10 protein-coding genes are annotated in these 13103 nt (G+C 73.7%); 7 read left to right on the top strand and 3 right to left on the bottom strand.

From position 1 onward, the window contains the following. Positions 1–10: 10 nt before the first annotated feature. A complete protein-coding gene (locus tag DRB96_RS13910) occupies positions 11–2221 on the bottom strand; it encodes an MMPL family transporter (RefSeq protein WP_112448744.1) in 2211 nt (736 codons plus the stop codon). 253 nt (positions 2222–2474) lie between these two features. Between DRB96_RS13910 and DRB96_RS13905 the strand changes: the two genes are divergently transcribed. From DRB96_RS13905 to DRB96_RS13880, 6 genes are all read left to right on the top strand, one after another. Next, positions 2475–3761: a sensor histidine kinase gene (locus tag DRB96_RS13905; protein WP_112448743.1), complete on the top strand. Its 1287-nt coding sequence runs from the start codon at positions 2475–2477 to the stop codon at positions 3759–3761. A 50-nt stretch (positions 3762–3811) separates the two neighbouring features. Beyond that, on the top strand, positions 3812–4507 hold the full coding sequence (locus tag DRB96_RS13900; RefSeq protein ID WP_112448742.1) for a response regulator transcription factor: 696 nt from the start codon (positions 3812–3814) through the stop codon (positions 4505–4507). Positions 4508–4551: 44 nt separating this feature from the next. After that, a complete protein-coding gene (locus DRB96_RS13895; protein ID WP_112448741.1) occupies positions 4552–5118 on the top strand; it encodes a ferredoxin in 567 nt (188 codons plus the stop codon). Between the two features lie 366 nt (positions 5119–5484). Next, positions 5485–6717 carry an enoyl-[acyl-carrier-protein] reductase FabV gene (gene fabV / locus DRB96_RS13890; protein ID WP_112448740.1) on the top strand — a complete coding sequence of 411 codons (1233 nt, stop codon included), beginning with the start codon at positions 5485–5487 and terminating at the stop codon, positions 6715–6717. Between the two features lie 105 nt (positions 6718–6822). After that, complete coding sequence (locus DRB96_RS13885; protein WP_162688629.1) at positions 6823–7440, top strand: hypothetical protein; 618 nt, start codon at positions 6823–6825, stop codon at positions 7438–7440. Positions 7441–7568: 128 nt separating this feature from the next. Beyond that, the gene (locus DRB96_RS13880; protein ID WP_204357716.1) at positions 7569–8888 is read left to right on the top strand and encodes an ion channel protein; all 1320 of its coding nucleotides are present in this window, start codon (positions 7569–7571) and stop codon (positions 8886–8888) included. Positions 8889–9757: 869 nt separating this feature from the next. On the opposite strand, the gene DRB96_RS13875 is transcribed toward DRB96_RS13880, so the two are convergent. Further along, entirely contained in the window at positions 9758–11050 is a 1293-nt protein-coding gene (locus DRB96_RS13875; RefSeq protein WP_112448738.1) for an NAD(P)/FAD-dependent oxidoreductase, read from the bottom strand. A 136-nt stretch (positions 11051–11186) separates the two neighbouring features. On the opposite strand from DRB96_RS13875, the gene DRB96_RS13870 reads away from it, so the two are divergent. Beyond that, positions 11187–11624 (top strand): hypothetical protein, encoded by a 438-nt coding sequence (locus DRB96_RS13870; protein WP_239516208.1) that lies wholly within the window; start codon positions 11187–11189, stop codon positions 11622–11624. 29 nt (positions 11625–11653) lie between these two features. Here DRB96_RS13870 and DRB96_RS13865 read toward each other — a convergent pair whose 3' ends face one another. Further along, the gene (locus DRB96_RS13865) at positions 11654–12877 is read right to left on the bottom strand and encodes a cytochrome P450 (RefSeq protein WP_239516207.1); all 1224 of its coding nucleotides are present in this window, start codon (positions 12875–12877) and stop codon (positions 11654–11656) included. Between the last annotated feature and the right edge of the window lie 226 nt (positions 12878–13103).

The raw sequence follows: 13103 nt of genomic DNA, 5'->3' as shown, positions 1-13103 counted from the left end.
GGCCCCGCTCTCAGTGCGCCGTGGCCCTGGCCGGTTCCGGTGACGGTGCGGGCGTACGGTGCGGCGGGTACTCGGTCGGCGTGGGCCCGGGGCGGACCGGCCACCACATGGCGCGGCCGAGGATGACGGCCAGGGCGGGGACCAGCACCAGCGAGAGGACCAGCGCGGAGAGCATGATGCCGAGCGCCATCGCGAAGGCGACCTGTTCGCTTCCCGGGGTCGTGGCCAGGGTGGCGAAGGAGCCGGCCAGCACCAGCCCGGCCGTCGCGATGGCCGGTGCCGTGTGCCGGACCGCCCGCGCCACCGCGGCCCGGGCCGGGCCCGGGCGCCGCATCTCCTCGCGGATCCGGTCGGCGATCAGGATGTTGTAGTCGGTGCCCAGTGCGACGACGAACAGGAACAGCACCAGCGGAAGGGTGAAGTTGACCCCCGGTTCACCGAGGACGTGCTGGAACAGCAGGGTGGCGGCGCCGAGGGTGGCGGCGAAGCCGAGTCCGACCGAGAGCAGCAGGACAACCGGCGCCGCCACGCTGCGCAGGAGCAGCAGCAGGATCAGTGCGATCAGCGCGGCCGCGACCGGGAACACGATCCTGAGGTCGTGGTCGACGGCGGTCTCGACGTCGGCGAGTATCGCCGGCGTCCCGCCCACGTGCGCCGTCGTCCCGGCCGGCGCGTGCTGGGCGGCCACGGCCCGGATCGGGCCGGAGGCCAGGTCGCGGGCCTCCCGGCTCTGCGGGTCGGCGGTCGGGTAGAGGTCGATGCGGGCGGCGCGGTGGTCCTCGTTCAGGACGGTCCCCGCGACCTGGCCCACGCCGTCGACCCGGGAGAGCGCGCCGGAGAGCCCGTCGAGTCGGGCGGTGGTGAGCGCGCCGCCGTCCGTGGCGGTGACGAAGACGCTCGTCGGGTCGGACACCCCCGCCGGCAGCGTGCGGGCGATCTCGGCCGCGGTGGCCGCCGCGGGGGTCGGGTCACCGGTGCCGCCCCGGCCGTAGTCCATGCGCATCCCGGTCAACCCGGAGGCCAGTACGGCCAGCAGGGCGACGGAGGCGGCCAGCAGCGCCAGCGGCCGTCGCGCGACCAGTGTGCCGAGGCGGGCGGCAAGGCCTTCCTTCGGCTCGCGGCGCAGGGCCCGGGAGGGCCAGAACATCTTGCGCCCGGCGGCCGCGAGCAGCGCCGGCATCAGCGTGAGGCTGCCGAGCAGCATCACCAGTACCGCCACCGCGATCGCGGGGCCCAGCGAGCGGAACTGCCCGAAGGTCGCCAGCCCCAGCGTGGCGAACGCGGCCACGATGGTCAGCGCCGCCGAAGTGATGGCGGCACCCACCCGGCCGGAGACCTGCAGGGCCGCCTCGCGGGCGGGCTGCTCGGGCCGGGCGCGCAGTTGTTCGCGGAAGCGGAACAGCAGGAACAGCAGGTAGTCGATGCCGATGCCGAGCAGGACCACATTGATCAGCCCCGGGGTGCCCGCGTCGAGCTTGCGCCCGGTGAGCAGCGCGGCACCCGCGACGGCTCCGCCCGCCACGCCGCCGATCACGGCGACCGCGAGCAGCGGAAGCAGTGCCGCCAACAGGCTGCGGAACACCAGCACGTTCAGCAGGACGATGAGCACCGTGACGAGGGCGCCCCCGACCTTCGTGGCGGTCTCGTGGGCGTCGGCGGTGTCGACGGAGTCGGCGAGCCCCCCGGTGAAACCGGTGCGCATCCCCGCCTCGGAGAACTGCGCCCGGGCGGCGTCCCGGAAGGTCCGGTAGACGCCCTGGACCCCCTTGTCCGCGGGGTTCCCGGCCAGTTGGACGGAGAGCAGTTCGAAACTCCGGTCGGGCGCCGTCATCGCCGGTGAGATCCGCGGCGTCTGGGAGCGGTCAGGGACCAGGAACGCCGGGACGTCCTCCTCCTCGGGCATGACCACGCGGCGTTGGGCCAGCTTCGCCGCCTCGGCCGCGATCCGCTGCCGGTCGGCGTCGCTGAGGGCCTTGCCGTCGGACCGGGCGACGAGCAGCGTCGCAGTGGTGGCGTCGGGGTCCGCCCCGAACTCCTCCTCGGCGATCCGCAGCGCGGCGGCCGAGTCGTAGCCGCGGGGAAGGAAGTCCCCGGTCTGGTGCTGGGTGACGCGGGCGGTCAGCATCGGGGTCAGGGCGGCCAGGGCGATGCCCAGCAGCACCCAGAGGGCTATGACCTTCCAGGGGTGTCTGGTGGAGCATCCGGTCAGGGCGCGGATCACGTTGTCCTCCGGCGGACGGACTTGAGTGCGGACTTCTGCCGGGGGCTCCCGGCCGGTCTCCAGACCATCACCGCGAGGGGCAGGCGGGCGTCGTGGCAGCGGATGATCCACACCGGGGCCCCGGGTCCCTCCCCGGCCCGCGACCAGGACCCTGCTCCCAGATGGCCTCGCCCTTGCCGCCGATGCCGCCGCCACGACCGCTGTGCGACCCTTTTGTGAGAGGCCGGGAGGCCGGAAACAGGGGGGATCAGACATGCTCAGGAGCCGATACGGCGCGCCCGGCGACGATGTCCGGGAGCCGCGGCACACCGACGGCGACGGCGACGGCGACGGGCACGGCGACGGCGACAACCCGCCGTGGACCCGCAACGACGCCCTCCTGACCGGCGGGGCCTGCGCGCTGAACCTGCTCAGCTACGCGCTCTTCAACGACCCGGACGGCCGACACGACGCGAGCGTGGCCGGGTTCCTCCTCGTCGCGCTGGCGGCCCTGCCCCTGCTCGCCCGGCGCAGCCACCCGGTGGCGGCCTTCGCCGCCGTCCTGGCGCTCGACCTGACGGCCGCCGTGGCCGTGCCGCTGCCCAGCCACTTCGGAGCCGTCCTGGTGGTCGCCCTGTACTCGGTGGCCAGGGCCCGCCCCGGCCGGGTCACGGCGGCGGCCTCCGTGGCGACGGCATTGCTGATGGTGCTGAGCCAGGGCATCGGCCGGACGCCGCCGTGGCAGGAGACCGTCAGCCCGGCCCTCTCCACCCTGATCGTGGTCGGCGCCGCCATGGCGGTCAACCGCTGGCAGCGGGAGGTGGCGGCCAACCGCAGCCTGCTCGCCGACCGGGCGGTCGCCGATGAACGCCGCCGCATCGCACGGGAGTTGCACGACATCGTGGCCCACCACATCACCACCATGCAGCTGATGGCCGGCGGAGCCCGGGCCAACCTCGCCGAACCGGAGGTGGTCCGGGACGCCCTGGTCACCCTGGAGGCCTCCGGGCGGCTCGCGCTGCGCGAGATGCGCCAACTCCTGGACGTACTGCGGGCCGACGACGAACCGGAGGGCGCGCCGTCGCTGCCCCAGCCCGGTGCCGACGACCTCGACCGCCTGGTGGCCGAGTCCCGCGGCGCCGGACTGTCGACCGAGTTCACCGTCCGCGGGGCGCCGCGTCCGCTGCCGCCGACCCTCGGCCTCACGGTGTTCAGGATCGTCCAGGAGGCCCTCACCAACGCCCGCAAGCACGCGGGGCCCGCGCGCGCGACCGTACGGCTGACGTACCACCCGCGACGGATCGCCGTCGAGGTACGGGACGACGGAGGGGGCGCACCGCCCCCGGAGGGGGCGCCGGCGGCGGGCTCGGGCGGTTACGGCCTGATCGGCATGCGCGAGCGCGTCGCCCTGCACGGCGGCACCCTCACGGCGGGCCCGCAGGCCGACGGCGGATTCGCCGTGACGGCAGACCTCCCGCTGACCGCGGACGAGGCGGCGGAGACTGCGGAGACGGCCGTGACGGCCGTGACGGCCGTCCGGCACGAGGGAGCACACCGATGACCGCAACCGGGCCGACGACAACGCAGCCGACGACGACACAGCCGACGCCGATGCCGCCACCGGCACGGATCAGGGTGCTGATCGTGGACGACCAGCCGCTGGTCCGGCGCGGCCTGTCGCTGATCCTCGCCCCCGACCCGTCCTTCGAGGTGGTGGGAGAGGCCGAGAACGGCGCCCAGGCCGTCACCCTCGCCGGTCAACTGCGCCCCGACGTCGTGGTGATGGACATCCGCATGCCCGTCCTCGACGGGGTCGCCGCGACCGGGGAGATCGCCGCCACCGTGCCCGGCTGCCGGGTCCTGGCCCTGAGCACCTTCGACATGGACGAGTACGTCGTGGGCGCCCTGCGCGCCGGGGCGTACGGGTTCCTGCCCAAGGACAGCTCCCCGGAGGAGCTGAGCGCGGCGATCCACACCGTCCACGCCGGCGAGGCCGTGGTCGCGCCGCGCCTGCTCATGGGGCTGATCTCCACCTACGTACGGGCCCCCCGCGGCGCACTGCCGGAACTCACGGGCCTGGACGGACTCACCCCCCGCGAGGTCGAGGTGTTGCGCCTGCTGGCCACCGGCCTCGACAACACCGGGATCGCCCGCGCCCTGGACATCAGCCCCTCCACGGTCAAGAACCACATCACCAGCATCTTCGACAAGCTCTCCGTCCGTGACCGCGCCCAAGCCGTCATCGCGGCCTACGAATCGGGCCTGGTCACCGCCCGCCCACCGGCCGGGCACCAGACGCGCTCCTAGGGGGTGGGTCTCGGATCTCGCCGGTCGCTGGCTACCCTGCCGCTGTGGAGACCTACTTCGATCCCGTGCCCCTGCTCGGCGACGCGCGCGTGGTCTTCCGCGGCGAGTGGACGGAACGGAAGTGGCTGAACGTCCCCGGTCCGTTCTACGGGGCCGACACCGACAACTGCGGCACCGGCCGGATCCACGCACCGGAACTCGTGCTCTACGAGGCCGAGCACTTCACCGAGTACGTCCACCGCCAGCCGCGGACGGAGGCTGAGCTCCGGCGGCTGGTCGACGCCGCCGAGGACGATCCGATGATGGGCTACGGCTGCGACGGGGACGCGCACTGGACTCCGGCAGCGGTCCGGGAGTGGTGGCGCGACCGGGGCAGGATCCGGGAGTACCTGGCGGGTCAGCGCGCCCGGTTCGAGGCCGATGACGCGAAGTCGGGGCAGGGTACGGCCGCTGCCGCCCGCGACTACGCCGCGTACCTCGACGGCGGCCTCGCCCCGCACCTGCGGGTCTACCTCTTCTGGCTCGAAGAGCGGCGCCCGCCGACGCCGGCGGACCTGCTGCCGCAGCTCTCCCTGCCGGCCGGAGCGGCGGCACCCGCTCCCGGGCCGTGAGGTCGAACGCCGGTTCCACAGGGGGGCTTTGGCCGACCATACGACCCGGACCATGCGACGCGGACCGTACGCGGACCGGACACGGCACGGCCGCAGGGGACACCGACAAGAATCCGCGGCCACTTCTGGCGAAGATCACCATCACCGGGCCGGGCCGCCCTCACCCAGGATGTGAGCAGGGCCCATCCGGTGCGGGACCCGGGGGCGGAGACCGCCTCGGCTGGTCACCGCGCCGGAGGGCGAGTTCGGCACCGTCAGCCCCGACGGGGCCACCGGCCGGCCGGAAACCGCCGACGTCGTCCGCCGTCGCGTGGAACCGCCCGTCACCGAGGCGACCACGATCCCCGCACCCGAAGGACCCCACAAGTGAGCCTCCGCGAGATCAAGCCCGGCAACCGCGGCTACCTCTACGTCAACAGCCATCCGACCGGCTGCAAAGCAGTGGTCGACCGCATGTGGCAGCAGGCACCGGACCCCGTCGGCGACCGGCCCGGCCCGGTCGCCCTCGTCATCGGCTCCAGCGCCGGCTACGGACTCGCCGCGACCCTGGTCGGCCTGCGCGCCCACCGGATGCGCGGACTCGGCATCGCCTTCGAGGCCGCCGAGACCGAGCGCCGCACGGCCGGCGCCGGCTGGTACCGCACCGCCCGGGCCGCCGAACTCGCCGCCGAGACCGGCGCCGACTTCACCTTCCTCAACGGCGACGCCTTCTCCGACGCCGTCAAGGACGAGGCCGCCGACCGGCTCGCCACCCGCTTCGGCGCGATCGACCTGCTCATCTACAGCATCGCCGCCCCGCGGCGCACGGACCCGCTGACCGGCGAGGTCCACCACTCCGCCATCAAGCCGCTCGGCGCCGACTACCGGGCCAAGACCCTCGTGTTCGAGGACGGCACCCCGCGGATCGGCGAGATGCGCCTGGAGGCCGCGGACGAGGCCGAGCGCGACGCGACCGTACGGGTCATGGGCGGCGCCGACTGGGAGATGTGGATCGACACCCTGCAGTCCAGGGGCCTGCTCGCCGACGGCTTCCGGACCGTGGCCCTCTCGTACGTCGGATCCGACATCACCGCCCCCATCTACCGGGCCGGAACCATCGGCGCCGCCAAGCAGGACCTGGAGGACACCGCCCGCACCCTCGCCGCCCGGCTCAAGGGCACGGGCCACGCCTACACCGTCGTCGCGGGCGCGGCCGTCACCCAGGCCTCCACCGCCATCCCGAGCATCGCGCTCTACACCAGCATCCTCCACCGCGTCGCCGGTGACGGCTGGCAGACCACCGTCGACCAGGCGACGGCCCTGTGGAGCCGGCTCGCCGGCGACGCCGAACTCGGACTGGACGACCAGGACCGCATCCGGCTGGACGACTGGGAGATGGCTCCGGGAGTCCAGGCTGCCGTCCGCGCGGCCTGGGACCAGGCCGACACCGACACGATCGGGACCGGCGCGGACACCGGTTGGTTCCGCGACCAGGTCGGCCGGCTCTACGGCTGGGACGTGCCCGGCGTCGACTACGAGGCCGTGGCCGAGACCACGGTCCCGTGGCCCGAACCCGCTGGGGCCGGTCAGCCAGCAGGGAGGCATTTCAGGTCATTGTGACCGGAGGCCCGGCCGACGCGGCGGAGCCACCCCAGGCTGGAACGGAGCCCCGGCCCTGCCGGGACGGGGCATCGTGATCGAGATGCGCAGGGGGAAGGGGAAACCGTGGGGGTACGCACATGGATGCGAGGGGGCGGCGTCGTGGTGGGGGCCGCGGTGCTGGCGGTCGGCGTGGCGTCGGTGCCGGCCGGGGCCGCCGACCAGTGGCGGCCGAGGCCGGGGACGCTGTACATCTCCGACCTGCCCAAGACCGAGTCGTGGCGCGCGGCCCCGGTCTCGCGGGGCTGGGGCGCCGCGTACGACTGCCTGGCGGGCTGGCCGCAGGAGCGGCCCGAGGTGAACGTCTGGAACCGTGATTTCACCACGGCGGAGACCGCGTTCGCCCAGCAGAAGGTGGTGGCCTTCGCCACGGAGGCCGAGGCCATCGCGTTCGCGGCCGCGACCCGACAGCGCTATGCCGACTGCCCGAACCGCCCGCAGGAGCCCGGCGTGACCGCGACGGGCTTCGACCACGGAGTCGTGGACGTGGAGGAGGGCGCCACCCTCCAGGGGATGCGCACCTTCAACGCCAACGCCCATGAGCGCCCCGACTTCAATTACCTGTGGGGCGTGGGCCGGGACGGGGACACCGTGACGCTGGTCCTGTGGTCGAGCTACTGGGGCGATCCGCCCGTGGCCGCTTGGAAGAACACGCTGCGGACCGCGGTGAACAAGCTGTACTGAGCACGACGGCGCCGGGCGGGAACGCACCGCCCCTGCCCGGCGCCGACCGGCCGCGCTGGAGGGGCCCGTGACGCGAGCACGGGTGCCGTTTGGCGCGGTTTCATCCCATTCGCCGCTACGTTGTTCCGGTGACCGATCCCGCACCGCCCGCCGTGGCGCCCCCGGCTCCGTCCCCGGCCTCGCCGGCCAGGGCCCTGCTGCCCTTCGTCCTGCCCGCGCTGCTGATCGGGGTGGGCTCGAGCCTGCTGCTGACCGGTGTGAGCGAGGCTGCCGACCTGTTGAAGGACGTCTTGTGGGAGACCCTTCCCGACGCGTTGGGGGTCGGCCGCTGGTCCGCGCTGTGGATGATGACCGTGCTGACGGCCACGGGCATCGCCGTCGGCCTCGTGGTGTGGAAGGTCCACGGACACGCCGGTCCTGATCCCGCGACCACGGGGCTGGTGGACCCTCCGCTGCCACCGGGAGTGGTCCCCGGCCTGCTGCTGGCCAGCGCGCTCGCCCTGGCCGGGGGAGTGAGCCTGGGTCCGGAGAATCCGATCACCGCCGCCAACATCGCGCTCGCCTACTGGCTCGGCCGGCGCCTCGCACCCGGCAGCCCGGCGCAGCTCTGGGTGGCCCTGGGCGCGGCGGGCACCGTCGGGGCGCTGTTCGGCACTCCGGTGGCGGCCGTCCTGATCCTCACGGAGTCGATGGTGTCGGCTCCCCGGCAGGGGCCGTCGGTCGAGGGCGGGCGCGCGCCCACCCTGTGGGACCAGCTCTTCGCCCCGCTGATCGCGGCCGGCGCGGGCGGGGTGACGACCGTACTGCTCTCCGCGCCCACCTTCCGCCTGCCCCTGCCGGCCCTCGACGGGCCCCGGTGGCCCGACCTGGTCGCCGCCCTGGTGGTCTCCGCCGTCGCCGCGACCCTGGCCATGGCCGCCGTCTACCTCTTCCCGTACGTGCACCGCGTCTTCCACCTGCTGCCGCATCCGGTGCTCGCCCTGACCTTGGGCGGAGTGGTGCTGGGCCTGCTGGGGGTGCTCGGCGGCCACCTCACGCTGTTCAAGGGGCTGGAGGAGATGGGCCAGCTGGTCGCCGATCCGCAGGGGCACTCCGCGGGCGCGCTCGTCCTGATGGCGGTGGTGAAGCTGGTGGCCGTACTGGTGGCCTGCGGGTCCGGATTCAGGGGCGGCCGGATCTTCCCGTCCGTCTTCGCGGGGGTCGCGCTCGGCCTGGCCGTCCATGCTCTGGTGCCAGAGGTGCAGCCGGCGGTCGCGGTGACCTGCTCGGTGCTCGGCGTGCTGCTGGGCGTCACCCGGATGGGCTGGGTGAGCCTGTTCACCGCCGCGATCCTCGCCCCGGACCCCGGCCTGCTCCCGCTGCTGTGCGTGGCGCTGCTCCCGGCCTGGCTCCTGGTCACCGGCCGCCCCCAGATGCAACTGAACGACTCCGGAGTCCCCTTGCGCTGATGCCTTCCGGACGCGCGGCGACATCGGACGGCCTAGTGCTGTGGCATGCGTCGATCCGTGGCCGGAACGGAGCGTCACCGTGCGGCCCGTCACCGTGCGGGCAGGTTGATGCGGTAGCCGTTGTGGGAGTCTCCGCGCATCGAGCGCGCCAGGTCGGCCATGTCCCGCGCCTGGGACGAGGACAGGCCGCGGGCCCTGCCACAGCAGTGCGGCGGCGTCCACGGCCTCGGGGGCCACAGGCCCTGGTTCCTCGGGCAGGAGCACTCCGGACAGCGCGGCCAGTTCGCCGGCGCCGATCCCCAGGAGGGCGGCGAAGTCGGTCACCAAGCGGGGCGTCAGCTCCTTGCGGCCCTCGCCGATCACGCCGTAGGCGGGCGCCGACAGGTACGTGGGCGTCACGATCGTCACGATGTGCGCCAGGCCGCCCCAGCTGAGGTTGCGGTACCGGAGCATACGGATCACCCGACCGCCCGGACCGTCGGCGAACGTCTCGAACCGCTGCGGGGCGAAGGGGCGAGGGCGCTCCTCCTCGGGCAACGAGCGCATGATCCGCAGGAGTTCGATCCGCTCCGCCGGCGGGAGGTGGACCCCGTCCATCACGATGTACGAGACGCACGGCGCGGCCTCGGCGTCCAAGGGCGCCAAGTCCTCCGGGACCTCCAACCCCGCGAGGACGAACAGATCGACGGCGTGCAAACCCAGCACGGGCGCGAGGCGCCGCAGCAGGTCTTCGCCGGGGGTCTCCCCGGCGAGCACGGCTCGGACCCCGTCCGCGGCCACCCCGGCGCGGTCGACCAACTCCTGCGCGCCGATCTCCCTGCGGTCCAGCAACAACCGCAGCATCGCACCGAATTCGGGAGGGGATCCGGTCACGACGCCGCCCGCGACGGGTGCGCCTCCGACGCGTCCGGCGCGGCCGCCCGGCGGTGCCTGACGTTGACGGCCGCGGCCCTGGCCAGCACGACGGGGCTCAAGAAGCGCAGCGGACCGATCAGGCGGGACGCGAACAGGTGCATGTGCCGCGCCAACGCGTCATCACGCGTCGCCGCCGAGAACAGCAGCCGCTCCAAGGGATTGAACGGACGGGCCTTGGCGAAGTCGACGGCCAGGAACTGGTGGCCGCGCAGCCGGCGCCGGTGCCTGCGCGCGTACCCCACGAGCGACTGGTCGAGGTCGCCCCGACCGGCTGCGGCCGAGGCGACGGCCTCGGCCAGCCATAGCGCGGACTCCAGCGCCCATCCGCATCCCACGCCCCACAGGGGGTCGCTGGTCAGGGCGGCGTCGCCGATGAGCGCGACGCCCGGTGCGGTCGGCCTGCGGCTGTGCAGCGGGTAGTCGACCGTGCCGATGATCTTCGTGATGCGCTCGGCGGTGTCGATGGCCGGTGCCTCGGGCAGGGCCCGGACGAACTCCAGGAAGCTGCGTTCGAGGTCTTCCCGGAAGGCCGGCAGCCGCCTCTTGTCCGGGAGCACCGCGAGGACGGTCACCCCGTCGTCGTTGGGGAACGCGTACGCCATGTCGGGTTCGAGGAACCAGGCCTGGCCGATCCCGCCGGGCAGCGGGAGGTTGCGGAAGTGCGCGAGGTAGCCGAACCGCGCGTTCTCGTACTGCCGGGCAGGCACCTCCGCGAACTTCGCCACGGCCGAGTCCTTGCCGTCGGCGCCGACCACCAGGCGGGCCCGTATCTCGCGCTCGCCCTGCGGCGTCGAGGCGCGCACCCCAGAAGTCCGCCCGGCTTCCCGGACCAGCCCGGTCACATGATGCCCGAGGAGCAGGTCGACGCCGGGGGTCCGCGCCGCGTGCGCCCTGATCAACGGGTCGAGGGTGCTGCGCCGGACGTTGTACCCGTACGGCAGCCCGGCACCCGCCGGCGCGGCCTTCGGCTCGATCCATCCCCAACGGGTGTACCAGCGGGCGTCGTTGTGGAGGGCGCCCGCCTCCTCGAGCGCGGGTACGAGGCCGAGTTCGTCCAGCACCGGGTGGGCGTTGGCGGTCAGGGAGTGGGTGCAGAGCACCTTGTACGCAGCGGGGTCCGAGCGGCGCTCCAGCAGTGCGACGCGGACGCCGCGTCGGGCGAGCAGGATCGCCGCGGCGCTGCCGGCGAGGCCGGCCCCGCTGATGACGACGTCGTAGTCGTCACCCGCGCTCTCAGACTGGGTCATGTGCTGATCGCTCCGTTCGGGGTGTGGTGCCGTACGTGGCCGGCGCGAGGGTCGACGGCCGCGGCCGTTCTGTGTGACCATGCGGGCATGAAGATCACTGCCCGAAAGGGCCATGCCGCGTAGGCGGCCGGGCGCGTTGCGCGCGCCCCACCCCGCGCTCTTCACCGAGCGCGCACCCTACCGGATCGACCGGTTGTCGCCGAGGGCGTCCGCGTCCGTGTACCGGGCCGAGCGGTACGCGGACGCCGAAGGCGTGTGGCCCGGTGCCACGGAGACGGCCTTGTTCTGGTACCGGCGGTTCCTGGCCCGGCCGGGCCGGTACCTCGAGATCGGCTATGCCGTGTGTCCGTGTCCCTCGGACGGCCTCGAGGACGTGGCCGAGGCCAGGGACGTCCTGGAGCACGTGGCGCTGCTGCTTCCCGTCCCGGAGCGCCGGGAGTTCAGGGCGTTCCTCACCCGGCTCGATGCCGAACTGTGGAGAAGGACTCTTCCCGATCCCTTCGCGTTCCGCGACCCCCGCAGGAAGGGCGGCTGGTGGCACCACCGGCTCCGGGGCGACCGCCCGTTCGGCTGAGGCGCCCGCCCCACCCGCACGGGACGGGCTCACCACGTGGCGTGCAAGGCCTGCGGCGAGCGGTGGATCAAGGTGGGGCGCATGGTCGGCGCGGGGGCCTCGGGATCCAGCCGGAGGTCCGGCAGGCGACGGACGAACAGTTCGAGCGTCAGGCGCAGTTGCTCGCGGGCCAACTGTGAGCCGGGGCAGCCGTGCGGTCCGTGGCCGAAGGACAAGTGGTGGGGACCGGCGGGGCGGGTGATGTCGAAGCGGTCGGCCCGCTCGTACCGGTCCTCGTCCCGGTTGGCCGAACCGTAGGCGACCAACACGTTGGCACCGGCGGGGAGCTTCGTGCCGGCGAGCGACACCGGCCGGGTGGCGGTGCGGCGGAAGGCCTGCACGGCCGTGTCGTAGCGTGCCGCCTCCTCCACGGCGGCCGGTACGAGCGCCGGATCGGCGCGCAGCGCCTCCCACTGCGCCCGGTCGCGCAGCAGGTGCAGCAGCGTGCTGCCGATCATCGCGCTGGTGGTGAGGAATCCGGCGATCAGGAGGTTCTGGAGGCTGGCCACCAGCTCGTGGCGCTGCTCCAGGGTGAGTTCGTCGTCGCCGGGGGCCAGCGCGGCCACCATCGCCGAGCACAGGTCGTCCCGGGGAACGGCACGCCGGTCGCGTATGTAGCCGTCCAGCAAGTGCTGGAGCGCCACGACGTCCGCGGCGGCGGCCGCCTGCGCCTGCGGTGGCATCGGTCTGAACAGCAGCTCTTCGGCCCGGTGGCCGCCGTGCACCGCGGCGGGCACGTCCTGCGGATCCAGCCCGATCAGCCGGCCGACCACCTCCCCGGGCAGTCGGCGGGCGTACGCCTCCACCAACTCGGCCGAGCCGTCCGCCTCGATGCCGTCCACCAGCTCCCGCGCGCACTCCCGGGCGTACGGCACCAGGGCGGCCACGCGTGCGGTGGACAGCCCGCGGTTCAGGACGGCCCGGTGCCGCCGGTGATCGGCGCCGTCCGTGGAGACGACGGTGGGACGCGGTGCGAACCCCTGCGGCAGGACACCGAGCGCCGCTTCCGAGAGCGGGATGTCGGGCAGCAGGGAGTTGGCGGAGGAGAAGTCCGCGGCGCGCAGCAGCACTTCCCGCACGTCCTGGTCCCGGGCCACCAGCCACGCGTCGAACTCGGGGACGTGGATCAGCCCCTCGGTCCGGCGGGCGCGGGCGTAGAGCGGGTACGGGTCCAGGTACAGCTCGTCGCGCCTTGCCTGGTCGTGGGACGGCACACGGGCCTCCGGATCGCGGTCGGTAGCGGGGTGCGGGACGGCCCGCGCGGGTGAACTCCGGTGCCGGGCCATGATGCAGGAGCCGGGCCGCGCAAGGAAGTGTGCCTCCGCCCCGCCCGCCCCGAACCGTCCGGGGTCACCGCGCCTTGGACGAAAAAGCTCCTGGACGGAGCCTCGCACAGGGCACAGACTGCGGTGGGCGCTCAAGTGGCGCCAGAGCGGACGG

Source organism: Streptomyces sp. ICC1, from assembly GCF_003287935.1.
GTDB classification, from domain to species: domain Bacteria; phylum Actinomycetota; class Actinomycetes; order Streptomycetales; family Streptomycetaceae; genus Streptomyces; species Streptomyces tritrimontium.
This window is presented reverse-complemented; position numbering and strand designations above follow the sequence as displayed.